The organism is Albirhodobacter sp. R86504 (assembly GCF_042466415.1).
In the GTDB taxonomy this organism is placed as follows: domain Bacteria; phylum Pseudomonadota; class Alphaproteobacteria; order Rhodobacterales; family Rhodobacteraceae; genus Albirhodobacter.
This window is the reverse complement of sequence record NZ_JAXHCH010000003.1, coordinates 105,744-130,139: the sequence shown is the minus strand read 5'-3', so window position 1 is coordinate 130,139 and position 24,396 is coordinate 105,744. Positions and strand designations below refer to the sequence as shown.

The window sequence follows — 24,396 nt, the reverse complement described above, 5'->3', positions numbered from 1 at the left end:
GTTCTAATTTTCTGAACGCGGCATCAGGGCAATTGACCGCGCGGGCAAGCCCCAGTTTAGTGCCACAAACGATTGCCTCAACGCGGAGATCCCATGACCGACTGTCCGATCCAGACGCCCCTATCCCCCTCGCTCGACATGGCTTCGCGGGATGCTGATGTGATTGACGGCAAGGCGCTTGCGGCGGGGTTGCGGGCGGAGATGGCTTTGGCGGTCGGGCGGTTGAAGCGTGATCACGCGATCACGCCGGGTTTGGCGGTGGTGCTGGTGGGGACTGATCCCGCGTCGGAGGTTTATGTCCGCTCAAAGGGCAAGCAAACCGTGGAGGCGGGGATGAATTCGTTCGAATTTCGCCTCGCGGAGCAGACGACCGAGGCGGAACTGCTCGCCTTGATCGGGCGCCTCAACGCCGATCCCGAGGTGCATGGCATCTTGATCCAGCTGCCGTTGCCGCCGCATCTTAACTCCACCTTGGCGATCAACGCGATCGATCCTTCGAAAGATGTGGACGGGTTCCACATCTCGAATGTCGGCATGGTCGGCACGGGGCAGGATGCGATTGTGCCCTGCACCCCGCGCGGCTGTATGATGATGCTGCGGCGGATTTACCCCGATTTCCGCGGCAAAACGGCGCTGGTGATCGGCCATTCCAATATCGTCGGCAAGCCCATGGCGCGGTTGCTTTTGAATGCCGATTGCACGGTGATCGTCGCGCATAAATCCTCGACGAACATCCCTGAGCTCGCGCGGATGGCCGATATTGTCGTCGTTGCCGCCGGTGTGCCGGGGCTCGTCAAAGGCGATTGGATCAAACCCGGCGCGACGGTGATTGATGTTGGCATCAACCGTGTGCCCGCGGATGATGGCAAGACGCGGCTTGTGGGGGATGTTGATTTTGCCTCGGTCAGCAAAGTTGCGGGGGCGATTACGCCGGTGCCGGGCGGGGTCGGGCCGATGACCATCGCTTGCTTGCTCGCAAACACGCTCACCGCATGTTGCCATGCGCATAACCTTTCGGAATCCGCGCTTTCCAGCGCGTCATGAGGATGTTGAAATGACCAAATACTGCCTGACGGTGACCTGTCCTTCCCAACGCGGCATTGTCGCTGCGATCTCGTCATTCTTGGCGACGAAAGGTTGCAATATTATTGACAGCTCGCAGTTTGACGACCTCGCGACCGATATGTTTTTCATGCGGATCGGGCTGGTGTCCGAACAGGGCGTATCGGAGGCGGAATTGCGCGAGGATTTCGCGGCTGTGGCGGCGCAATTCGGGATGGATTTTGCGTTCCATGACGCGGCGAAAAAGATGAAAGTCGTGATCATGGTGTCGCGGTTCGGGCATTGTTTGAACGATCTTTTGTACCGCGTGAAGATCGGCGCGCTGCCGGTTGATATCGTGGCTGTGATCTCGAATCACATGGATTATCAAAAGGTTGTGGTGAATCAGGATATCCCGTTCCACTGCATCAAAGTGACGAAGGAAAACAAGATTGAGGCGGAGGCGATGATCATGAAGGTCGTCGAGGATGCGGGGGCGGAGCTGATCGTTCTGGCGCGGTACATGCAGATTTTGTCGGATCAGATGTGCGCGAAAATGTCGGGGCGGATCATCAACATTCACCACTCGTTCCTGCCCAGTTTCAAGGGGGCGAACCCCTATAAACAGGCGTATGAGCGCGGCGTGAAGCTGATCGGCGCGACGTCGCATTACGTGACGGCGGATCTCGATGAGGGGCCGATTATCGAGCAAGACACGATCCGCGTGACCCACGCGCAATCGCCCGAGGATTACGTGTCGCTGGGCCGCGATGTGGAGGCGCAAGTCCTCGCCCGCGCCATCCACGCCCACGCCCACCACCGCGTTTTCCTCAATGGAAACAAAACGATCGTCGTCCCCGCCTCGCCAGGAAGCTACTCCTCAGAACGCATGGGGTGAGGTAGGTTTTGTCGCCGCCCGTGGTCAGCACGGGCGGCGCTGTTGTGCTTGATCAGACCGCGAATTGCGCGGATTGCGGCGCGGGTCGGGTTGCTTGCAAGGTTACAACCTGCGTTCCAAAACGGGGCGATGTGACACTCAAGCTGATCGCGCCGATCCCGCCGGTCAACCGCAGCCACGCGCCCGATGTTCCGCCCGCCAGCACCGTCATCTCCGGCCCGATCAACGTCGCAGGCCCGTCAACCTGTAGCGTCAGGGGTTCATTGAGAAACATCATCTTGTTGCCGGCCTGATCGAGCGCGCGGAAGATCACGCGGATATCCTCGCTTGCGTCGGCCTCGGCCTCCCACACATCGGGCGCAATCTCCAACGTGGTTGGCACGCTATCGCCGGGGAAAATCCGCTCCGCGACCTTCTCCCCGTTCAAATATCCGGTGATCCGCCCGCCGTGCCAGCTTTGCCCCCAATGGCCCAGCTCATCGGGCGAGAAATGCCGATCATCGATGATCACCGGCGGGTTTGGCAGATGGCCGAACCGCTCCAAATCCGGCCCGACGCGTTTGACCACATCGGCGAAGGCCAGCTCGACCTCATCGCAATTGGTCAGGATCACCAGCGGCAAAACCCCGCCGATATTGCGCTCGCCGCGCGCCCAAACCGTCACCGGCTCCATCACGATGCCCTCGGATGCGGGCTTTTGGCTGGAATAGGCATAGGCCGCGAATTTCGGCTCGCGGAAAATCGTCATCACGCCGTGGTGGCAAATCCGGTCGCCCGCGCCGAAATCTTTATGGGTGTTGTAATCATACATGCACCACCCGATGCAGCCGGAGATATTGGGATCGGCGTAGGCGGCGTTGAGCACCTCCAGATGCCGGATCACATGCTCGGTCTGATGCGCCTCGGGATCGCCGGCTTTGGTGGGGAACATATGGCCGTTATATTCGGTGATAATATAGGGCACGGGTTTGGGCAGGCCGGTCACCTCGGCTTGGGTGCGCAAAGGCGTGCGCGGGCGGTTATTGCCGGGCAGATCGAACTCGCCCAGCACGAAATCATTCATCGTGTAGACGTCTTCCAACAGCTCGCTATCGGTAATATAGCGCACGCCGCCGGTCGGGCGGGTGGGATCGAGATCGCGGGCCATCGCATTGGTGCGGGTGTAGAAATCGTGATTATCGAAGCTCTCGTTGATCCGCACGCCCCAGATGATGATCGAGGGGTGGTTCCAATCCCGCTCAATCATCCGCGCGACGTTTTGCACGGATTCCTCTTGCCATTTTGCGCCGCCGATATGCTGCCAGCCCGGAATTTCCTCAAACACCAAAAGGCCGATTTCATCGCAACGATCAAGGAAATAAGGGCTTTGCGGGTAATGTGAGGTGCGCGCGATGTTGCATCCCAGATCAAAGCGCAGAATTTCCGCATCGCGTTCCTGCGCGCGTTTGCCCTGCGCGTAGCCGGAATAGGGGAAGCTTTGATGGCGGTTGAGGCCGCGCAATTTGAGCGCCTCGCCATTGAGCAAGAACCCGTTCGGCGTCCAGTCAATCTGCCGGAAGCCGAACCGCGTCAGGATTTTATCGCCGCTCGAAAGCGTGATTTCCGCGGTGTAAAGAGTGGGCGTCTCGCAAGACCAAAGCGCAATGCCGCGCAGATCGGTGATCGCAATCTCCGCCTGATCGCCGGAAATCTGGCCGCTGCCGCGCGCCACTTCCGCCCCCGCAGCATCAAAAATTACCGCCTGCGCTGTGCCCGATGCCGCCTCGGTCTTGATCTTGAACAGCGCGGTTTTTGTGGTGGCCAAAACCTCCGGCGTCTCGATTTTCACATTGCGGATATGGGCGCGGGGCAGAACCCGCAGCCAGACATCGCGGTAAATTCCGGCATAGGTCAGGTAATCAATCCGGCCGCCAAACGGCGGGATTTCGGGGTTCTCCGATCCGTCAATCCGCACGGTGATAAGGTTCATCCCCTTGGTCAAATGCGGGGTCAAACGCGCGGTGAAGGGCGTGTAGCCATCCGCGTGGCGCATCACTTCCACGCCGTTGCACCAGACCACCGCATCCGCCATCGCCGCGTCAAACCGCAGATCAACCTCCGCGCCGTCCCACGCATCGTCCCAGATCAGCGCGCGCTGATAGGTGAAGGCGTGCTGATAGGCGGTCTCGTCAAAATAATTGAGCGGCAGATCGACGGCATTATGGGGCAGGGTGATCGCCTCACCCGCCAGATCAGCGTTAATCCATCCCGCGTCAAATCCGGATTTAAACGTCCAATCTGCGTTCAGTTTTTGAATATTGCGCATCTTACCACTCCGCAAAGCTGCCGTCGGCATGACGCCAAACGGGGTTACGCCAGCGATGGCCATTGGCGGCCTCGCGGCGGACTTTATCCTCATTTACCTCAATCCCGAGGCCCGGCCCCTGCGGGATGCCCACAAAACCGTCTTTATATTCAAACACTTCGGGATTGGTCAGGTAATCCAGCAAATCCGAGCCCTCATTATAATGGATGCCCAAGGATTGTTCCTGAATGAAGGCGTTGTAGCACACGGCGTCCAGTTGCAGGTTCGCCGCCAGCGCAATCGGCCCCAACGGGCAATGCAGCGCCAGCGCCACGTCATGCGCCTCCGCCATCGCCGCAATCCGGTAGGTTTCGGTGATCCCGCCGGCGTGCGAAGGATCGGGCTGGATGATATCGACGAAGCCTTCCTGAAGGATCGTCTTGAAATCCCAACGCGTATAAAGCCGCTCGCCCAAAGCAATCGGGGTGGAGCAATGATTGGCAATCTCACGGAGCGCCTCGGCATGTTCCGACAGCACCGGCTCCTCGATGAACATCAACCGGTACGGTTCCAATTCCTTGGCCAGAACCTTCGCCATCGGGCGATGCACGCGGCCATGGAAATCAATGCCGATGCCGAAATCAGGGCCCATCTCATCGCGGATCGCCTGCACGCGCTCCAACACCTGATCGACCTTCGCGTGGCTGTCGACGAATTGCATCTCCTCGGTGCCGTTCATCTTCACGGCCGTGAAGCCGCGGTCTCCGCAGTCGCGCGCCATCCGCGCCGTATCGCCGGGGCGATCGCCGCCGATCCAGCTATAGACCCGAATTTTATCGCGCAATTGCCCGCCCAAAAGCGCATGCACCGGCTGGCCCAAGGCCTTGCCCTTGATATCCCAAAGTGCTTGATCGATGCCCGCAATCGCCGACATGTGAATCCCGCCGCCGCGATAAAATCCGGCGCGGTACATCACCGTCCAATGATCGTTGATCAAGCGCGGGTCTTTGCCGATCAGGTAATCCGACAGCTCGTCGACCATCGCGGCCACGGTTTGCGCGCGCCCCTCCAACACCGGTTCGCCCCAGCCGGAAATCCCCTCATCGGTGCTGATTTTCACAAAACACCACCGCGGCGGCACGATGAAGGTCTCGATTGCAGTGATTTTCATATTGGCCTCACGGGTGGAAAGGGTCGGTGGGATGATGCTGGCCGGTCAGGAACGCATCGGCAACAAGGCGCAGCGGCGCGAGATCGACCTCGCTTTGCTTCGCTTTGATCAGATCATGGAAACGGGCGTAAAGGCGGGCGTATTCATGGTTTTCGCCCGATGTCAGGGGGGTTGCGTTCACGCTCATCCGCGCGCCGCCATCTTCCAGCAAAAGCGTGCCTTGATCGGTCTCGAACGTGATCCGCCAAAGCTCGTCGCGCTCATACCGCCAATCAAACGCGGCGGTGATCGGCACATCGCCCGCCTTGAGCCGCAGATCGGCGGCAATCGGCGTGGCGCGGCCCTGCGGGATGTGCAAATCGGCGCGCTCCAACACGACATCCGAGATCAGTTTGGTCAGGATCGAGAGCGCGTTGATCCCTGGATCAAACACGCCCAATCCGCCCGCCGCCCAAATCCAATCCTGGCCTGGGTGCCATTTGCGCACATCCTCGAACCATTCAATCGCGATGGATTTCAACGCCTTATCCGAAAGCCAATCGCGGGCGGGGTCGACGGCGGCCGCCTCGCGCGAATGCCACGAGGCGAAGATCGTGACGCCTTGCGCTTGTGCCTCGCGCTGCAAAGCCTCAACCTCCGAGAGCGTTGCGCCGGGCGGCTTTTCCAGCATCAAATGCCGCCCCGCACGCAGCACCGCCATCGCCTGATCAAACCGGCCCTGCGGCGGGGTGCAAAGCGAAATCGCGGAAATCTCCGGCTCGGCGGCGAGGAGTGCCGCGACATCGGGATAGCTCGGCAGCCCGTCCAAAACCGCATTGCGGGACGCAATCGCCGCCAGCCGCATCGACGGGTTCGCCGCAATCGCGGGCAGATGTTGGGCGCGCGCAATCACGCCCAGCCCGACCAAACCGATGTTCAACATCAGCGCACCCGCAGCCCGCTATCGGCGCGGAACACAAAGCAATCGGCAGGATCAAATTCCAGCCCCACCATCGCGCCGCCCGCCGCCGGAAGCCGCTGCTCGGTTTCCACGACAAGCCGTTCCCCCGAAGGCGCGGTCAGATGCGCATAGGTCACAGCCCCAAGGTTTTCGGCGTGCTCCACGCGGTAGGGGCCGGTGGCCGTGATCCGCAGCGCATTCGGGCGCAGGCCGATTTCCACTGGCACGCTATTGCCCGGCATGGTGATCGGCGGCGTGATCCGCGCATTGTCGAGGCCCGGCGCGATGATTGCGCCGTTTTCCACCATTGCGGCCACGAAATTCATCGCAGGCGAGCCGATAAACCCCGCCACGAACCGGTTATCGGGATCATCGTAGAGATGCATCGGCGCGCCGACCTGCTCGATATGGCCCGCGCGCAGCACGACGATCTTATCCGCCATCGTCATCGCTTCGACCTGATCATGGGTCACATAAATCATCGTCGCGCCGATTTCGCGGTGCAGACGCGCGATCTCGGCGCGCATTTCCACCCGCAATTCGGCATCGAGGTTGGAAAGCGGCTCATCAAACAAGAACACCTCCGGCCCGCGCACAATCGCGCGGCCAATCGCAACGCGCTGGCGCTGCCCGCCCGACAGGGCCGCAGGTTTGCGATCCATCAACGGCTCCAGCTTCAAAATCCGCGCGGCCTCATTGACCTTGGACGTGATCTCCGCCTTCGGGTGGCCGTTCATTTTTAGACCGAACCCCATATTTTCCCGCACCGTCATATGCGGGTAAAGCGCGTAGGTCTGGAACACCATCGAGACGCCGCGTTCTGCCGGATCGGCGTCGGTGACATCCCGCGCGCCAATCGAAATCGCGCCGCCGGTGGTTTCCTCAAGACCCGCAATCATCCGCAATAGGGTCGATTTTCCGCAACCCGATGGCCCGACAAAGACGCAAAACTCGCCCTGTTGAACATCCAGATCAATGCCATGAATAACTTCGACAGCGCCGTAGCTTTTGACGACCTTTCGCAAGGTAACTTGTGACACGTGATTTCCTCCCACGAGTGATAGATGCGGCCTCCCCCGAGACCGGTGATTATTGTTCCGGGAAGCGCCACGAATTGGACGCTTGGGCGATCGCGTGCGCGGTCTCCATCACGCGCGGCGCGTAGGATTCGAGTTTGGCGCGGTCATCGGCATTGGCCGTTGTGATCGACAAAGCCCCCAAAACCCGCCCGTTCTGGGACAGGATCGGCGCGGCGATGCACACGATGCCCGGCTCATGTTCTTCGTTGTCCCATGCGAACCCACGGGCGCGGATCGCGCTCAGTTCGGCGCGCAGATCGGCCTCATTCGTGTAGGTCGTGGGCGTGAACCGCTTGAACGACGACCGGGCGATGGCATCGGCCAAACGGTCCTCGGGCAAATGCGCGAGCATCGCTTTGCCAACGCCGGTGCAATAGCTTGGCCCGATCTTGCCCGATTGCGAGAACATTTCGACAGGGCGCGCGGCGTTGCGCTTATCGATGTAGAGAACCATCCCCTGATCGAGCTGCGCGAGGTGGATCGTCTCGCCCGTCTCGCGGCTCAGCGTATCGAGGAAGGGCGCCGCGACGGGCGCGAGGGTGCTTTGTGCCCATGCCGAATGCGCGAGCCGAACCAGCCGCAGGCCGGGCGCGTAAGTCTGGCGCTCCTCGTCGAAGGCCAGCATTTGCTGATTCGTGAGCACACGCAGGAAGCGATACAGCGTCGCTTTGGGTAGATCGGTCGCCTGCAAAACCTCCGCAAACCGGACGGGGCGCGCGAAGCTGGCAACCAGATCAAGCACAGCTAGCGTTCGGCCAACCGTGCCATCCTCATGGGTTTTCTCGCTGCCCACAGCAATCGGGTTTTGATGCTCAGTCATCCGGCCTCCCCTCCGTGAAGTCTGGCGCCGCTCTTGCAAACGACTGTTGACAGACTGACCGATTCAGAACAAGGTTTCAATATCCAATAAACGGTTCCAACATATGAAACCAAAATTGGTCTGACATAGCTTTGGGAGGAGCGAATGACTTTCACGAAAACAGCCCTGATCGGCGCGTTGATGCTCGGCGTTGCGGCGCCCGCTTTCGCGCAGCAGCGCACTTTGACGATCAACACCGATGCTTCCGATCCCGCGCCGAAACTTGCGTTTGAAAATCTGGTCGCGGATTTTGAGGCCGCCAATCCGGAGATTGATGTCGTCATCAACCTGTTCGACCACGAGGGCTACAAGACTGCGATCCGGAACTTCCTGACTGCCGATAGCCCCGATCTTGCGAATTGGTATGCGGGCAACCGCATGGCGCCCTTCGTCAATTCGGGCCAGTTCATGGATGTGTCGGATGTTTGGGCCGAGAATGGCCTGAACGAGAGCCTTGCCTCCGCGGCGTCCTCAATGACGATTGACGGCAAGCAATGGGGCGTGCCCTACACTTACTACCAGTGGGGCATTTACTATAACAAAGACGTCTATAAAGCGGCCGGCGTGGAAGTCCCCGCGACGTGGGATGAATTCGTCGCCAACTGCGAGGCCTTTAAGGCCGCGGGTGTGGATTGCCTGACCACCGGATCGAAGGCGCTTTGGCCGACAGCTGGGATCTTCGATTACCTGAACCTGCGCACCAACGGCTATGACTTCCACATGCAACTCACCAATGGCGAGATTGCGTGGACGGATGATCGCGTGAAGGACGTGTTTGCGGAATGGGCGAAGGTCGTGCCTTACACCACCGCAAATCACGCGGCGATCGATTGGCAAGATGCGGCGGCTCTGCTCGTGCAGGGCAAAGCGGCGAACTACGTGATGGGCAATTTCGCGGTCGCGACGTTCAAAGACGGCGGCATGACGAACGACAGCCTCGGCTTCATGCCATTCCCTGAAATCACGCCAGGTTTGGCCCGCGCGGAAGAAGCGCCGACCGATACGATCCACATCCCGTCGGGCGCGAAAAATGTCGAGGACGCCAAAACCTTCCTCGCCTTCCTCGCAAGCGCCGAGCAGCAAACCAAGATGAACGAGACGCTGGGTCAGCTTCCGATCAACAAGGATGCGACGGTGGGCGACGATCCGTTCTTGCAAGCCGGTTTTGAGCTTCTCAGCACGGCAGAAGGCGGCATTGCGCAGTTCTTCGATCGTGACGCCTCGGCGGAAATGGCGAAAGTCGGCATGGAAGGGTTTCAAGAATTCATGGTGAAACCTGACCGCATCGACGCAATCCTTGAGCGGCTTGAGAAAACCCGCGCACGCACCGCGAAGTAAGCGACGTCAAGGCGACCGGAGGCGGGGCTCCTGCCTCCGGTTTTGCAATTTTTGAGAAGGGGGCCACCGCTATGACGGCGCCATCTGCTACGCATCACGCAAAAAAACCGCGCAAAGGCAAATCACGTCAAGCGCTTGCGCCTTGGTTGTTCCTCGCGCCGGGTTTGGCGATGTTCCTGATCTATGTGATCATTCCGGTGTTCCAATCGATGTGGGTGTCGTTTTTCGATTGGGACGGTTTGAGCCCGAAGACATGGATCGGTTTGGGCAATTACATCGAGTTGCTCGATGATGAGGCGTTCTATATTTCGTTGAAAAACAACGTGATATGGTTGACGCTCTATATGCTGGCCGTGCCTGCTGGATTGATGATCGCGCTGTTTCTCAATCAGACCGTGCGCGGCATCCGGATTTACAAATCGCTATTCTTCTTCCCCTTCGTGATTTCGCAAGTGGTCGTGGGCCTGATCTTTTCGTGGTTCTACGCGCCCGATTTCGGGTTGTTTTTCAAGCTGATCGAATGGGTCACCGGCTATCAGGTCGCCATTCTCGCGGATGAGAACCTCGTCACTTACGGCATTATTATCGCCGGTCTTTGGCCGCAAATCGCCTATTGCATGATCTTGTATCTCACCGGCCTGAACGCGGTGGCCCCCGATCAAATCGAGGCGGCGCGGCTGGACGGGGCGAAGGGGATCAAAATGCTGTGGTATGTCGTGTTGCCGCAACTCCGCCCTGCGACATTCATCGCACTCGTGGTCACGGTGATCGGCGCGCTGCGGAGCTTCGATCTCGTCTCGATCATGACGTCTGGCGGGCCATATGGGTCCAGCCGCGTGCTGTCCTACTACATGTATGAACAAGCCCTGTCGGAATATGGCTACCGGATGGGCTACGGCGCGGCGATCGCGGTGGTGCTGTTCGCGATCATGATGATCTTCATTTCGGGCTTCATCTGTAAGATGTGGCGCGACGAAAAAGGAGCGCGCTGATGTTTCCGCGTCCAATCCAAACCCTCTCGCCCACCGCGCAATGGGCGTATAAATTCGCGCTTCCTGTGCTGCTGATTGTGTGGCTTTTGCCGTTGATCGGGGTTGCGATGACCTCGGTGCGCCCGTCCTCGGATTTGGCGGCGGGCAATTACTTTGGCTGGCCCTCGGCGCTCGCGTTTGACAACTATCTGACCGTGTTCAAAAATACGGCGCTCGATCAATACCTGCTCAATAGTTTCAAGGTCACGATCCCGACCGTGATCGGCGCGGTCGGGCTTTCGTGCCTCACGGGGTTTGCGCTGGCGATTTATAAATTCCGCGCCAATCTGCTCCTGTTTTTCATGTTCGTGGCGGGGAACTTCGTGCCGTTCCAAATCTTGATGGTTCCGGTGCGGGATTTGACGGTCAGTCTCGGCCTCTACAATTCCATCTCCGGCCTTGCCCTGTTCCACATCGCGTTCCAGACGGGGTTTTGCACGCTGTTCATGCGCAATTTCATCAAGGCGCTGCCGTTTGATCTGATCGAGGCGGCGCGGGTGGAAGGGGTCACCGAATGGCAGATTTTCCGCCATGTTGTCATGCCCTTGATGCGCCCGGCGATTGCGGCGTTGTCGGTCCTGATTTTCACCTTCATCTGGAATGACTATTTCTGGGCGATGGTGCTGACCACGGGTGCGGATACGCAGCCGATCACGGCGGGGCTCAATAGTTTAAACGGCCAATGGATCGCGGCGTGGCATTTGGTCTCGGCGGGCTCGATTCTGGCCGCATTGCCGCCGGTTTTGATGTTCTTCGCGATGCAACGCCACTTCATTGCGGGCCTGACATTGGGGGCGGTGAAGTGATCAAGCCGCAGATTTGGCATCTGAGTGATGCGCGTCAATCCCTTGTTTTGGTCGGTGAAAACGGCGACCTTCCGCAAATCATCTATTGGGGGGCGCGCCTGCGCGGTGAGGATCTCGCGGCTTTGGCGCGCGCGCACCGGATGGATGTGACGGGCGGGATGCTCGATGAGAACCCGCCTCTCTCGATTTGCCCCGAGGCCGCGCGCAGCTTTTCAGGTCAAGCGGGCCTCAAAGCGCGGGCGCTTGAGGGCGATCTGATCCGTCCGCGCTTCAAATTCGTTTCGGCGCAGGAAGGGGACAATTCTCTGGCGCTCACCTATGCCGATGGCGGCTTGCGCTATACCGCGACCTTCGCGATCCATCCGCAAACGCATATCATCACGGCGCAAGCGTCGATTTCGTCCGATGCGCCGATCTATCTCGATTGGCTGGCCGCGCCGGTGTTCCCCGCGCCGCAGCTATCGGATGAGATGTTCGATTTCGCGGGCCGCTGGATTGGTGAATTCCAGATGCAGCCCCATCCGTGGCGTGCGGGGATATTGGCGCGCGACAATCGCACTGGCCGGACGGGGCACGAACATTTTCCGGCGATCCTCCTCCCTGCGCGCGGCGCGACCAATTGCGCGGGCGAGGTCTGGGCGTTGCACTACGGGTGGTCGGGGGGCCATGCGATGCTGGCCGAAGAGCTGCCCGATGGCCGCCGCCAAATCCAGTTCGGCCATGCGCCGCAGACCGAGCCCGCCCCCATCACCGCCTTTGACACCGCCCCGATCTACGCGGTGTTCTCGGATCACGGCTTCAACGGCTGCGCCACCGCCTATCAACGCCATTTGCGCGATGAAATCGTCACGTGGCCGCATCCGGATCGCCCGCGGCCTGTGCATTACAATTGTTGGGAGGCGGTGTATTTCAACCATTCCCTGCCTGAACTCAAAGACATCGCCACCCGCGCCGCCGATCTGGGCGCGGAGCGGTTCGTGCTCGACGATGGCTGGTTCGGGCGGCGCGATGATGACACCACATCGCTGGGCGATTGGGCGATTGATCCGCGCAAATATCCCGATGGTCTGGGCCCGCTGATCGATCACATCCATACTCTCAAGATGACGTTCGGCATCTGGTTCGAGCCGGAAATGGTCAACCCAGATAGCGACATCTACCGCGCCCATCCCGATTGGGCTTTAGGGGCCACGGATCAGATTTTGGGCCGCCAGCAGATGGTGTTCGATATGTCGAATGCGCAGGTGCGCGAGTATCTCTACGGGCAGATCGCCGCCGTGCTCACCGCCTATGACATCGATTATATCAAATGGGATCATAACCGCGTTTTGCCCCATGCGGATGCGTCTCAGGCGCGCGGAACCTATGCTTTGCTGGATCGGTTGCGCGCAGATTTCCCGCGTGTCGAGATTGAAAGCTGTTCCTCTGGCGGGGGCCGGATTGATTTCGGGATCATGGCGCGTACGCAAAGGGTTTGGCTGTCCGATAGCAATGACGCGCTGGAACGGTTGCGGATTCAACATAACGCCGCGCTGTTTTTGCCGATGGCGGTGACGGGAAGCCATGTCGGGCCGCGCCATTGCCACACTTCGGGGCGGGTGATCGGGATCGAGATGCGCGCTTGGGTCGCCGCCGCGCGGCATATGGGGTTCGAGATGGACCCGCGCGAATTGACCGATCATGAAGCGGGTGTGCTGCGCGACGTCACCGCATGGTGGAAAGCCAACCGCGATTGGATGCGCCGCGCCGATATCTTGCGGCTGGACAGCGCCGATCCGGCGGTGATCGCCGAACAGCAACTGGCGCAGGATGGTGGGCGGTTCGTGGTGTTTGCGGGCAAGGCCGATACTTCCGCGCAGATCTTGCCGCGCCCGTTGCGCCTTACCGCGCTAGAGGCTGACGCCCGCTACCGTATCCGGCTGCGCAACAAGGGCGATGCCATCGGCCTGTCGCGCGGTGCGCCGTTGCTCAAGTCGGATGATATGGTGGTGACCGGACAATATTTGATGCGGCAGGGGATAAACTTGCCGTGGAGCTTCCCGCTGACGATGTGGGTCATTGAGGGAGAAAGACTGTGACGTCATTGTGGATCGCCGCGGATTGGGGCACGACAAATTTGCGGCTTTGGGCCATGGACGGGCCAGACATCATCCATCACCGCGCCTCGCCGCGCGGTATGGGCGGTTTGCGTTCCGACGAGTTCGCCGCCGTCTTGGACGCCGAAATCGCACCTTGGGCGCAGTGGTCGAACGCGCCCGTCATTGCCTGCGGGATGGTAGGCTCTCGGCAAGGCTGGTTCGAGGCGCCCTACGCACAAACGCCCGCCCCCGCACAAACGCCTTTGGTGCGCGTCCCCGAAAGCAATGTCTGGATCGCGGGCGGCATTTCGCAGGCCCATCCGGCAGATGTGATGCGCGGTGAAGAAACCCAAATCGCGGGCCTGATTGCGACACATCCTGCCTTTAACGGGGTTATTTGCCTGCCGGGGACGCATACCAAATGGGTGCGGATCGCGGGGGGCGAAATCACGCAATTCCAAAGCTTTATGACGGGTGAGATCTTCTCGCTTTTGTCAGAACACTCCGTTTTGCGCCACACTGTCGGCGCCCAGTTGGCGCAGGCGCAAGAAGAGGCCGCATTCGATGCCGCCTGCGTCGGGACGCTCGCGGATCCCGCGTCGGTCTTTTCGAACCTGTTTCGTCTGCGCGCGGAGGCCTTGCTTGATACCCCCGCGCCGGATCGTGCCCGCGCTACGCTTTCGGGGTTGATGATCGGGGCGGAGCTCGCGGCCGCAAAATCATTTTGGCAGGGCGTTGAGGTTGCGCTGATCGGCGCGCCTGCTTTGTCGCATCTTTATGGGCGCGCGCTGGAAGCGCAAGGCGTTGCGATCCGCATGCAAGACGCAAGCGCGATGACATTGGCGGGCCTGTATCAGGCCTCGACCCGAATTGGAGAAACAAGATGAATTTAGTCGCGATTCTACGCGGGATCACCCCCGACGACGTCCTCGAAATCGGCAAGGTCTTGGTGGAGGCGGGGATCAACCGGATCGAAGTGCCGCTCAACTCGCCCGATCCGTTGATCAGCATCCGCAAGCTCCAAGAGGCTTTCGGGGAGCAGGCGATGATTGGGGCTGGCACCGTTTTGACGGTGGAGCAGGTGGCGCAAGTGGCCGAGACGGGCGCGCGGCTGATTGTTTCGCCCAATTGCAATCCGGCGGTGATCCGCGCGAGCAAAGAGGCCGGAATGACGAGCTTTCCGGGCGTGATGACGCCGACGGAAGCCTTCGTCGCGATTGATGCGGGGGCGGATGCGCTCAAACTCTTTCCCGGCGAGCTTGTCGGGCCAATCGGGTTGCGCGCGATGAAGGCCGTTTTGCCGCGCGAGATGCCGCTTTACGCTGTGGGCGGGGTGACGCCTGCGAATATGGCGGATTGGCTGGCGGCGGGGGCGACGGGCTTTGGCATCGGATCGTCGATCTACAAGCCCGACGACAGCGCCCAGATCGTTGCGGATAAGGCGCGGCGTTTGGTTGATGCGTGGAACGTGGCGCAATGACGGCGACGGTCTTTGACGAAACGCGCTGCGTTTTGGGGGAAGGGCCCTTATGGCTGGCCGATCGAAAGGCGCTAATCTGGTTTGATATTCTGAACCGGAAGATGTTTTTGCGTGGCGCCGCGGACACCGCGCAGCACTGGCAGTTCGATGAGTATGTCTCTGCGGCGGGGCGTATCTCTCGGGATCAAGTTCTGCTCGCGTCGCAATCGGCGTTGAGCGTATTTGATCTGACGACGGGCGCGCGCGAGGTGATCGTGCCGCTCGAGGCGGATGATCCGGTGACGCGATCCAACGATGGCCGCGCCGATCCGCAAGGCGGGTTTTGGATTGGCACGATGGGTGTGAACGCCCAACCCGAAGCGGGTGCGATTTGGCGGTTTTACAAGGGTGAGATGCGCAAGTTGTTCTCTCGCATCACGATCAGCAATGCGATCTGTTTCTCGCCCGATGGCGGTCACGCGCATTTCACCGATACGGCGCAGCAGATCATTTGGCGCGTGACGCTGGATGCGCACGGGTGGCCTGCGGGCGAGCCAGAGGTGTTTATCGATTTGCGTACGGAAGGGTTGAATCCCGACGGCGCGGTGATCGATGCCGAAGGCGCGCTGTGGTCTGCGCAATGGGGCGCAAGCCGCGTCGCGCGGTATGATACGGCCGGACGGTTCACCGACGCTGTCCGCTTTCCGGCAAGCCAGATCAGTTGCCCCGCCTTTGGGGGCGACGATTTGACAACGCTTTTCGCGACATCCGCTTTAGAAAACCTCCCCGATCCGACAGACCTCGACGGCGCGGTCTTTCATATCGCCTCCGTCGCGAAGGGTCAGGAAGAACACATCGTCACACTGTAACGGCCTTGCGTGTCATGAGCAGGATCGGGGCCATGTGCGTGCGCGCCGCCCCGATCCTGTCCGTTACAAAAGACCCGCGCGGCCCGTCGATAGCCCGACCGAAACCGTCAGCGCGCCCTCATTGATCAACCATCTTCGCAATTCGAATCGCCGCGCGCCCGTGACATGCATCGGATCGGCATTGGCGAGATCCCGCGCCGCGTCCATCGACGACGCGCGGTAAATGATCAGCCCCGCGCCGCGAATGTCTTTTCCCGTCTCATCCGATAAGGGCCCCGCCAGCATTAAAGCCCCCGCGCGTTCGAGTTGTGCTTGATAATCAAGGTGATCTGGCAAAACCGCCCCTAGGTCCGGGCCGCCCTCAACCGGCGTCGAATACACGGCATATACTTCCAAGGCCAACGCGCCGCGCCCTCGCGCGGCTTCTTTATAGGCGTCAAAGTCCGGCATTTTTTGCGTCTCCAAAAATATCGATATTTATTGACTTAATGATTTTTCATCGGCAAAATAAAGTTAAATATGGAGAGGATCAGCTATGAAATTATTGGTAGGCACGTTGGACGGGGCAGTTTCCGTCTATGGGGTGGATGGAGATAAAGCGGTTAATCTAAGCGCCGCAGTGCCCGAAATCGGGGCAGATCTGGCCGCGCTGATCAACTCGCCTGCGCTGATGGGGCAGGCGGCAACGGCTATGGCGGAGGGAATGGCCGGCGCTGTTGCGGTATCGGATATCACGCCCGCTTTGCCGCTTGATGCGCCGGGCACGATCCTTTGCCTTGGGTTGAACTACGTCGAGCATATCAAGGAAGGCGGCTATGACATTCCCGATTATCCGGCGATGTTCTTGCGCACGCGCCCGTCGATCATGGCGGCTGGCGCGCCGATGATCCGGCCGCAATGCTCGGAAAAACTGGATTACGAGGCCGAATTGATGGTGATTGTTGGCAAAGGTGGCCGGCATATTTCCGAGGCTGACGCGCTAGATCATGTGTTTGGCTACACCGTTTTCAATGACGGGTCCGTCCGTGATTATCAGCGCAAGACCCACCAATGGACCCCCGGCAAAAACTTCGATCAGACCGGTGCGATCGGCCCTTATGTTGTGACGGCCGATGATCTGCCCGAAGGGGCTGCGGGCCTCAAAATCGAAAGCCGTGTCGGAACCGAGATTTTGCAAAGCTCGAACACCGGCAATATGATTTGGAGCGTGGCGCAGGCGATTGCGATCGTGTCCGAATTCACCACGCTGCAAGCCGGTGACATGATCGCGATGGGCACACCTCCGGGTGTTGGTCACGCGAAAAAGCCAAATCCGCGTTGGTTGGTGCCGGGCGAAGTCGTCGAAGTCGAGATCGAGCAGATCGGCATTTGCGCAAGCCCGATTGCGGATGAGGTCACTGCATGACGCAAGCGCAAGATCCACGCGCGGCAGCACAGGCAGAGGTGCGCGCGTTGCGCGCCCTCAAGCCGCGTCTCGATGATGCGTCGATTGACGTCATCTTGCGCAAAGCCAGATCGCATTACGCTTGGACGGATCGCCCCGTGAGCGATGATCTGCTGCGCGAAATCTACGAGATCACCATCTCGGGGCCAACCAGCATGAACACCTGCCCCGCGCGGATCGTGTTCGTGCGCAGCCTTGAGGCGAAGCAGCGGCTGGCTAAGTCGTTGAAGGATAAGAATGTCGATAAGATGATGTCGGCGCCGGTCACGGCAATCATTGCCTATGATCCGGCATTTTGGACCAAGCTTCCGTTCTTGTTCCCGCATGAGGATCGTCGCCCCTTGTTTGAGGGCAAGGCCGAGCATTGCGAAAGCACTGCGATGCGAAACTCTAGCCTGCAAGGCGCCTATTTTATGATTGCGGTGCGATCGCTGGGCTTGGACGTGGGCGCGATGTCAGGATTTTCGAACGAGATTGTCGATGCGGAGTTCTTCGCGGGAACAGGCCTGAAATCGAATTTCCTTTGTAATTTCGGCTACGCAGACGAGGCCGCCTTGTTTGGCAAGCTACCTCGTTTCGCCTTCGAGGAGGTTTGCTCGATCATCTGAAATCGTTCCGATCTTGTTCGAGGAGGGGCAAATCGGGGCGCAACGCGCGGGACAGGTTTCACACCCGCATAACAGGAGGGAGGATGTTATGAATCCGATTTACCGGATGACGGCTGCGTCATTGGCAATTGGCCTAGGGGTCGGTTTGCCGCTGCACGCGCAAGAGGTGATCACCGCCAATGTAATCGACGGGTATCCAGCGCGATCGATGTGGGTGCAGGAATTCACCGATTTCTTCATTCCCGAGGTCGACAAGCGCCTTGCGGAAACGGGCAATTACAAAATGGATTGGCGCGAAAGCTACGGCGGCACGGTTGTGAAACCGGGCGGTGTGCTCGAAGGGATCGAGCTTGGCTTGGGTGACATCGGGATCGTCACGACGATTTTCCATTCCTCGAAACTGCCGAGTCAAGCGATCGCGGCGGTGACGCCGTTTGTGTCGGGGGATGCGCGGATCGTGTCGCAGGCGGTCGACGATATCGCGCAGGAGTTTCCATCGGTGAAGGCCGAATTCGAGGCGCAAAACCAAGTTTACCTCACGACGGGCGTGGTTTTGGATACCTACCAGCTTTTCTCGAAAAACCAGATCTCGCAGCTCTCGCAACTTGAAGGCGCCAAGATTGCGGGTGCGGGCATGAACCTGCGCTATGTCGAAGGGATTCCCGGCGCGGCGGGCGTTCGCGGCGGTCTGACCGATTTCTACAACATGGTTCAAACCGGCCTTGTTGAGCATGCGATGCTTTGGCCAGAAGCTGCGGCGACGTTCAAAATGGCGGAAGTGGCGCCGTTTATGCTCGACGCTGATCTGGGCGCGGTGAATACCAAGGCCGTGACGGCAAACAAGGATTATTGGGCGAAATTGCCCGATGAGGTGAAAACCGCAATCAGCGAAGTCGCCGTGGCCTACCGCGATCACCTTGCTGAAATCGCGATGGATCGCGCCGCCGAAAGTCTTGAGGCTTACCGCACAGCAGGCGGCACGATCACCGAGATGGATACCGCACAACGCACCGCATGGGCCGCGTCGATGCCCGATATTGCTGCGGAATGGGCGAAGGGTCTCGATGATGCGGGCGCGCCCGGTTCGGAGATGCTGAAATCCTATCTCGGTAAGCTGGAGGCCGCAGGCGCAACCCCCTTGCGTGACTGGGCCGCAGGGGCGGGGAATTGAGCGCAAACCACCCCGCAACGCAATCATCGGGCCCCGCACGGGCCCGATGGTTACACGGCGCCTTGACCGTCGCGGTCAAACGCGTTGCGGTATTGGCAAATGTGACGGGAACATTGATGGTTCTCGCCCTCGTGTTGATCGTCAACTACGACATGCTCGCGCGGAGCCTGTTCAACAAACCCTTGAATGGCGCCATCGAGCTTGTGCAATTCACGATGGTTCTGATCGTGTTCTTACAACTCCCCGATGTGATCCGCGCGGGCCGCTTGACGCGGTCGGATGGGTTTCTTGGCCTGTTGGAAACGATCAGCCCGCTTGCCGGCGATATCTTGCGCCGGTTGATCGATCTTTTGTCTTTGGCGGTGATGGTTCTGATTGCGAAGGCCTCTTATCCGGCCTTTGTCGAGATGTGGCATAGCCAGGATTACTTCGGAATTCCGGGGGTGTTCACCGCGCCTTGGTGGCCGATCAAACTCACGGTTCTGGCCAGCGCGATGCTGTGCTCGGCGATCTTCGGCCTTTGGGTGATCGCCCCGCGCCTGCGCAACCAGTTTGAAAGGATTGAACACGCATGACCCCGCTTGAACTTGGTGGCGTGACGGTCGGTGCGATCGTCATTCTGATTTATCTGGGCGTCTATATTCCAATCGCGCTGACGGCGGTGTCCTTCGTCGCGATTTGGCTGATGCGCGACAATTTCGACCTCGCGCTCAACCTGCTGAAAATCGCCGTCTCTGAGAGCGCGATGGAATACACCTTCGCCACCGTGCCTTTGTTCAGCTTCATGGGGCTCGTCGTCTCGAAGGCGGGGCTGGGAACGGATATCTACGCGGTGATGAGCAACGCGTTTCGCAACGTGCGCGGCGGGATCGGTATGGCAACCGTCGGCGCGAATGCGGGCTTCGCCGCCGTGACCGGCAGTTCAATCGCCTCTGCCTCGGTCTTTGCCAAAGTCGCCGTGCCGGAGATGATGAAATATGATTACAACCCGCGCTTTGCCGTGGGGGTTGTGGCAGGATCGTCCGTTTTGGGCATGATCATCCCGCCCTCTGCGATGCTGATCATCTATTCCTTCGTCGCGGAACAATCGGTGGGGGAGATGTTTATCGCGGGCGTTGTGCCGGGGCTGTTGCTCGCGGTGGCCTATATCGTCGCGATTTTCCTGATGGGGCGGTTCACGCCGAAATTCGTCGGTGGACGCCCGGCTGAGGATTACGTCGCCATGCCTTGGGCCGAGGTCGCCTCGCGCACGCTCCCGATGGTTTTGCTGATCGCGACAGTGATCGGCGGGATTTACCTTGGCTGGATGACTCCTGTGGAGGCGGGCGCGGCGGGATCGCTCCTCGGGCTGGTGATTGCGGTTGTGCGGCGCTCCATCTCGTGGCGCGGCCTTTGGGAAACCTTGATCGAGACGGGGCATATCACGGCCGCGATTTTGTTCTTGATCACCGCCGCCTCGATTTATAGCCGGATGCTGGGTCTCGCGGGGCTACCCAATGAGTTGGAAAAGCTCCTGACGGCGAGCGATTTTGGCTTCGTGCAGATCATGGTCTTCTACGTGATCTTGATGCTGTTCTTGGGCACGATCCTCGACACATCCTCAATCATCTTGATCGTTGTGCCGTTGTTCCTGCCGTTGATCGAACCGATGGGGCTATCGCTTGTCTGGTTCGGGATTGTCACGGTGATCGGCGCGGAGATCGGGCTGCTGACACCGCCGCTCGGGATCTCGTGCTTCGTTATCAAAGCCACGCTGGATGATCCGCGGATCACGCTCAAGGATGTGTTCCTCGGCGCGCTTCCCTTCGCGGGGGTGATGCTGATCGTGCTGGTCGCGATCATTGCCTTCCCCTCCTTGACCCTTGCCCTGATCAACTAGGTCACACTTAGCTAGGAAACCTTATGAGAGATGTAACCCCTGACACTATCAGCGATGTCTTCGCGAGCTATTTTTCCGACGAAACTGATCCCCGCTTCAAAGAGGTCATGGCGGCGCTCTCGCGTCACATGCATGCGTTTGTGCGTGAAGTGGGGCTGACGCATGACGAATGGCGTAAGGGTCTCGAGGCGATGGAATGGGCGGGCCGGATTACCACGCCGGAGCGCAACGAGTTCGTGCTTTTGTCGGATGTGATGGGCCTGTCGTCGCTGGTCGATATGATCAATTCGCGCGAGGGCGCCACGAGTTCCAGCGTGCTCGGCCCGTTCCATGTATCGGACGCGCCGCCGATGGCCTTGCGGGCAGATCTGAAGGGCGACTTTGAAGGCGAGGTCGTTTTGGTTCAAGGACATGTCCGTGATCTGGAGGGCAATGCGATTGCGCATGCCCAGCTCGACATCTGGCAGACCGCGCCAAACGGCCTGTATTCCAGTCAGGACCCCGATCAGGATATCATGTCGTTCCACGGTTTGATGACGGCGGATGAGAACGGGTATTACGCGTTCACCACCGTTCGCCCCGTGAGCTATACCGTCCCGACCGACGGGCCGGTGGGCGATATCTTGAACGCGGCAGGGCGGCATCCTTGGCGTCCGTCGCACCTGCATTTCATCATCAAGGCTGATGGGTACCGCGATCTGGTGACGGAAGTCTTCCCCGATGACGATCCCTATCTGGATCAAGATACCGTCTTTGGTGTGCGCCGCGATCTGGTAATGCGCTACAGCCCCCAGCCCGCCGGCACTTTCCCCGATGGGTTTGCCCTGTCAGGGACGGTCGATGGACCGTGGGCCAAGGTTGATTTCGATTTCAAACTGGCAACGAAGTAAACCGCGACACAGACGATGATGGGCTCCCGAAGGCATCTTCGGGGGCTTAAACAGTGAGCTACCCCCTAAAATTAGGACACTGACGTAAGCTGCGATTTGTTGTCTGTTGATCTTCAACACGAAGGAGATCGACGATGTCGAAACGGAAGCAACATCATCCAGAATTCAAAGCCAAGGTAGCGTTGGAAGCGCTGAAGGGCGAAGAGACGGTCAGCGAGCTGGCCAGTCGGTTCGGCGTGCATCCCACGATGATCCATCAATGGAAACGTGCTCTGCTTGAAGGTGCGTCTGGCGTATTTGAGCGTGGCGGCCGGAAGGCACCGGAAGTCGATGAAGAGCAGGTCAAAGACCTGCACGCCAAGATTGGGGAGTTGGCCGTCGCCAACGATTTTTTGGCAAGAAAGCTCAAACCCTGGACCGACAAATGAGGTGCAAGATGGTTGAGCCCAATCTGCCTGGGCTGTCTGTTGGGAAGCAATGCGCGTTGCTGTCGATCTCTCGATCCTCGTTCTATTATGAGCCGAAAGGCGAAAGTGAAATGAACCTCGACCTGATGCGGCTGATTGATAAGCAGTTCCTGGAAACCCCGTTTTACGGCGTGCGCCAGATGACTTGGCACCTGCGAAATGAGGATCACGTCGTAAACGAGAAACGGATCAGACGCATTATGCGGCTGATGGGCCTCATGCCCATCTATCAGAAGCCGAACACCAGCAAGGCGGCAAAGGGGCACAAGATTTATCCTTACCTGCTGCGTGGGTTGCGGGTAAATCGGCCCAACCAAGTCTGGTGCGCCGACATTACCTATCTGCCAATGCGGCGCGGATTCTTGTATCTTGTGGCAATCATGGACTGGCACACACGCAAGGTGCTGGCTTGGCGCATCTCAAACACGCTGGAGGCAGAGTTTTGCGTCGATGCGTTGAACGAAGCGATCCACAAGTTCGGCCCGCCTGAGATTATGAATACCGACCAAGGCTCACAGTTCACATCGTTTGCATGGACAGACCGACTGAGCCGCTCAAATGTCCGCATTTCAATGGATGGCAAGGGCCGCTTCCTTGACAACATCTTCGTCGAACGACTGTGGCGGTCCCTGAAGTATGAATGCGTCTACCCGCATGCTTGGGAAACCGGATCGGAGGCGAAAGCAGGCATCAGAAAATGGATCGAGTTCTACAATCACAAGCGACCGCATTCCTCGCTTGGCGGCAGGCCACCTGCCGTGGTCTATTGGCAGAGAATTAAAACAACCAACCCCGATCAGCAGGTGCAAAGAGTAGCTTAATTTACGCCAGATCCTGTCCAACAAATGGGGAGTAGCTCAGTCCGCCTAGCTCCCCTCTGAGCTTAAAGCTCGCCGCTCCTTGATAGCAAATTCTAGCAAAGTAGTCCTCGCCTAACTGGCTAAACTTGCCTTCACAGCTTTCACACAGAAGTTCTTGTTTGAGTTGTTTCGAGGTTCTGACCGCTGTACCTCGCGTGTGATCAAAGAGGATCAGAGCACTTTCAAATGGTTCATCAGCCTTTCCACAAGCTTTATACATGCTTTGTGGCATGATGTGGCTGTTTTTTAGATCCCGCTCTCGCGAACAAAGCGCGCAATTTTTTGGCATGAAAAACTTCATGAACATTTGATTGGCTTTGCGGGAGCTCAACTCCTCAGATTCCAATACGGACATTAGCTGCGGCGCAGAAATTTGGTCAATAAGGACTCAAACCTGCCACTCGCCGCGCTTGCGCTGTGTCGTGCAAAGGGTAGGGGCTCAATCGGGCCCCTTTTTATGCGATACCTCGGGCGGTGGGCGTGCGGGTTATTCCGATGGCACCAGACCGGTATCTTGCAAGAAAGTGCCGGTTTGTTGGTAATGATCCAAAAGGCGCTTGGATGCGAGGTCGGTATCGCGCGCAATTGTGGCGTCCAGAATGCCTTGGTGTTCGCGGCTGACATCGCGGCGCTTGTAGTTTAGCGACCGCCCCGCAAGATAACGATACCGCACGTTGAGATCGTAAAGCTGGCTGCAATAGCGTTGCAAAATGGGCGAGTCGCATTTGCCCAGCAACGTCATGTGGAATGTCTTGTGAAGATCCTCGAACAGCGCGCCGTCGCTCGGATTGGCGCGGGTCAGGCGATGATGCACCAGCACGAGCTTCTCCTCCCAATCCTGATCCGCATTCGCGATACTCTGGCGCAAGGCCATATCTTCGAGCGCACAGCGCAGCGTCAAAATCTCGGTGAAATTCGCCTGCGAGACCGGCGCCGAACGGAAACCCCGTTGGTCGATCCGTTCCACCAATTGATCGGATGTCAGCAAGCTCAATGCTTCGCGAATGGGCGAGGCGCCCGTTTGCAAAATATCTTTGAGGCTTTCGATCTTCAGCTTCTCACCCGGAGGCAATTCGGCGGTCACGATCATCCGACGGATGGCATTATAGGCCATCTGCGTCGCAGAGGTGATTTGCGACGAGAGGTCGAGCCGTGCAGATGTTGAAACGCGATCGGTCATACTCTCTCCTTAACGTCCGGCGGGGGGAAATCAATGGCCCTTGA

At 59.1% G+C, this 24,396-nt stretch carries 24 protein-coding genes; 16 read left to right on the top strand and 8 right to left on the bottom strand.

Annotated features, from left to right (window positions below):
- Window positions 1-93 precede the first annotated feature (93 nt).
- On the top strand, window positions 94-1,044 hold the full coding sequence (gene folD / locus SJY32_RS16280; protein ID WP_376878186.1) for a bifunctional methylenetetrahydrofolate dehydrogenase/methenyltetrahydrofolate cyclohydrolase FolD: 951 nt from the start codon (window positions 94-96) through the stop codon (window positions 1,042-1,044).
- 10 nt (window positions 1,045-1,054) lie between these two features.
- The gene (purU, locus tag SJY32_RS16275) at window positions 1,055-1,939 is read left to right on the top strand and encodes a formyltetrahydrofolate deformylase (protein ID WP_376870942.1); all 885 of its coding nucleotides are present in this window, start codon (window positions 1,055-1,057) and stop codon (window positions 1,937-1,939) included.
- A gap of 52 nt (window positions 1,940-1,991) precedes the next feature.
- Here purU and SJY32_RS16270 read toward each other — a convergent pair whose 3' ends face one another.
- From SJY32_RS16270 to SJY32_RS16250, 5 genes are read right to left on the bottom strand one after another with little or no spacing between them, the layout of a single operon-like run.
- Window positions 1,992-4,244 (bottom strand): glycoside hydrolase family 2 TIM barrel-domain containing protein, encoded by a 2,253-nt coding sequence (locus SJY32_RS16270; protein WP_376878183.1) that lies wholly within the window; start codon window positions 4,242-4,244, stop codon window positions 1,992-1,994.
- Between the two features lies 1 nt (window position 4,245).
- Window positions 4,246-5,394, bottom strand: a complete 1,149-nt coding sequence (dgoD, locus tag SJY32_RS16265) for a galactonate dehydratase (RefSeq protein WP_376878180.1) — start codon at window positions 5,392-5,394, stop codon at window positions 4,246-4,248.
- A gap of 7 nt (window positions 5,395-5,401) precedes the next feature.
- Window positions 5,402-6,316: a Gfo/Idh/MocA family protein gene (locus tag SJY32_RS16260; RefSeq protein ID WP_376878177.1), complete on the bottom strand. Its 915-nt coding sequence runs from the start codon at window positions 6,314-6,316 to the stop codon at window positions 5,402-5,404.
- Entirely contained in the window at window positions 6,316-7,374 is a 1,059-nt protein-coding gene (locus SJY32_RS16255) for an ABC transporter ATP-binding protein (RefSeq protein WP_376878174.1), read from the bottom strand. The genes SJY32_RS16260 and SJY32_RS16255 overlap by 1 nt, the downstream gene beginning before the upstream one ends.
- A gap of 49 nt (window positions 7,375-7,423) precedes the next feature.
- Window positions 7,424-8,233 (bottom strand): IclR family transcriptional regulator, encoded by an 810-nt coding sequence (locus tag SJY32_RS16250; protein ID WP_376878171.1) that lies wholly within the window; start codon window positions 8,231-8,233, stop codon window positions 7,424-7,426.
- A 144-nt stretch (window positions 8,234-8,377) separates the two neighbouring features.
- Between SJY32_RS16250 and SJY32_RS16245 the strand changes: the two genes are divergently transcribed.
- The 7 genes from SJY32_RS16245 to SJY32_RS16215 all read left to right on the top strand — a co-directional run bounded on the left by SJY32_RS16245 (window position 8,378) and on the right by SJY32_RS16215 (window position 15,853).
- The gene (locus SJY32_RS16245) at window positions 8,378-9,610 is read left to right on the top strand and encodes an ABC transporter substrate-binding protein (protein ID WP_376878168.1); all 1,233 of its coding nucleotides are present in this window, start codon (window positions 8,378-8,380) and stop codon (window positions 9,608-9,610) included.
- A 71-nt stretch (window positions 9,611-9,681) separates the two neighbouring features.
- Window positions 9,682-10,602 (top strand): carbohydrate ABC transporter permease, encoded by a 921-nt coding sequence (locus SJY32_RS16240; protein ID WP_376878165.1) that lies wholly within the window; start codon window positions 9,682-9,684, stop codon window positions 10,600-10,602.
- Window positions 10,602-11,447: a carbohydrate ABC transporter permease gene (locus SJY32_RS16235; protein WP_376878162.1), complete on the top strand. Its 846-nt coding sequence runs from the start codon at window positions 10,602-10,604 to the stop codon at window positions 11,445-11,447. The genes SJY32_RS16240 and SJY32_RS16235 overlap by 1 nt, the downstream gene beginning before the upstream one ends.
- Window positions 11,447-13,525 carry an alpha-galactosidase gene (locus SJY32_RS16230; RefSeq protein ID WP_376878326.1) on the top strand — a complete coding sequence of 693 codons (2,079 nt, stop codon included), beginning with the start codon at window positions 11,447-11,449 and terminating at the stop codon, window positions 13,523-13,525. The genes SJY32_RS16235 and SJY32_RS16230 overlap by 1 nt, the downstream gene beginning before the upstream one ends.
- Window positions 13,522-14,412: a 2-dehydro-3-deoxygalactonokinase gene (locus SJY32_RS16225; protein WP_376878159.1), complete on the top strand. Its 891-nt coding sequence runs from the start codon at window positions 13,522-13,524 to the stop codon at window positions 14,410-14,412. The genes SJY32_RS16230 and SJY32_RS16225 overlap by 4 nt, the downstream gene beginning before the upstream one ends.
- Complete coding sequence (locus SJY32_RS16220; protein WP_376878156.1) at window positions 14,409-15,005, top strand: 2-dehydro-3-deoxy-6-phosphogalactonate aldolase; 597 nt, start codon at window positions 14,409-14,411, stop codon at window positions 15,003-15,005. Before SJY32_RS16225 ends, SJY32_RS16220 begins: the two co-directional genes overlap by 4 nt.
- Window positions 15,002-15,853, top strand: a complete 852-nt coding sequence (locus SJY32_RS16215) for an SMP-30/gluconolactonase/LRE family protein (protein WP_376878153.1) — start codon at window positions 15,002-15,004, stop codon at window positions 15,851-15,853. Before SJY32_RS16220 ends, SJY32_RS16215 begins: the two co-directional genes overlap by 4 nt.
- Before the next feature lie 63 nt (window positions 15,854-15,916).
- Here the strand turns inward: SJY32_RS16215 and SJY32_RS16210 are convergent, their stop codons facing one another.
- Window positions 15,917-16,303, bottom strand: coding sequence for a YciI family protein (locus SJY32_RS16210; RefSeq protein ID WP_376878150.1), 387 nt, complete (start codon window positions 16,301-16,303; stop codon window positions 15,917-15,919).
- An 85-nt stretch (window positions 16,304-16,388) separates the two neighbouring features.
- Between SJY32_RS16210 and SJY32_RS16205 the strand changes: the two genes are divergently transcribed.
- The 7 genes from SJY32_RS16205 to SJY32_RS16175 all read left to right on the top strand — a co-directional run bounded on the left by SJY32_RS16205 (window position 16,389) and on the right by SJY32_RS16175 (window position 23,133).
- Window positions 16,389-17,258, top strand: coding sequence for a fumarylacetoacetate hydrolase family protein (locus SJY32_RS16205; protein WP_376878147.1), 870 nt, complete (start codon window positions 16,389-16,391; stop codon window positions 17,256-17,258).
- Window positions 17,255-17,905 (top strand): malonic semialdehyde reductase, encoded by a 651-nt coding sequence (locus SJY32_RS16200; protein ID WP_376878144.1) that lies wholly within the window; start codon window positions 17,255-17,257, stop codon window positions 17,903-17,905. Before SJY32_RS16205 ends, SJY32_RS16200 begins: the two co-directional genes overlap by 4 nt.
- A gap of 88 nt (window positions 17,906-17,993) precedes the next feature.
- Window positions 17,994-19,076, top strand: a complete 1,083-nt coding sequence (locus SJY32_RS16195) for a C4-dicarboxylate TRAP transporter substrate-binding protein (RefSeq protein ID WP_376878141.1) — start codon at window positions 17,994-17,996, stop codon at window positions 19,074-19,076.
- Window positions 19,073-19,651 carry a TRAP transporter small permease subunit gene (locus SJY32_RS16190; protein WP_376878138.1) on the top strand — a complete coding sequence of 193 codons (579 nt, stop codon included), beginning with the start codon at window positions 19,073-19,075 and terminating at the stop codon, window positions 19,649-19,651. Before SJY32_RS16195 ends, SJY32_RS16190 begins: the two co-directional genes overlap by 4 nt.
- Window positions 19,648-20,955 carry a TRAP transporter large permease gene (locus tag SJY32_RS16185; RefSeq protein ID WP_376878135.1) on the top strand — a complete coding sequence of 436 codons (1,308 nt, stop codon included), beginning with the start codon at window positions 19,648-19,650 and terminating at the stop codon, window positions 20,953-20,955. The genes SJY32_RS16190 and SJY32_RS16185 overlap by 4 nt, the downstream gene beginning before the upstream one ends.
- A gap of 23 nt (window positions 20,956-20,978) precedes the next feature.
- Window positions 20,979-21,845 (top strand): dioxygenase, encoded by an 867-nt coding sequence (locus SJY32_RS16180; protein WP_376878132.1) that lies wholly within the window; start codon window positions 20,979-20,981, stop codon window positions 21,843-21,845.
- Between the two features lie 134 nt (window positions 21,846-21,979).
- Window positions 21,980-23,133 (top strand): IS3 family transposase gene (locus tag SJY32_RS16175; RefSeq protein WP_376870199.1). Its coding sequence is split into 2 segments (ribosomal slippage): window positions 21,980-22,247 and window positions 22,247-23,133, totalling 1,155 coding nucleotides; the frame shifts between segments, so codons are not numbered across the junction.
- Window position 23,134: 1 nt separating this feature from the next.
- Here SJY32_RS16175 and SJY32_RS16170 read toward each other — a convergent pair.
- Window positions 23,135-23,479, bottom strand: coding sequence for a hypothetical protein (locus SJY32_RS16170; protein WP_376878129.1), 345 nt, complete (start codon window positions 23,477-23,479; stop codon window positions 23,135-23,137).
- A gap of 180 nt (window positions 23,480-23,659) precedes the next feature.
- Window positions 23,660-24,352, bottom strand: coding sequence for a GntR family transcriptional regulator (locus SJY32_RS16165; protein WP_376878126.1), 693 nt, complete (start codon window positions 24,350-24,352; stop codon window positions 23,660-23,662).
- Window positions 24,353-24,396 lie beyond the last annotated feature (44 nt).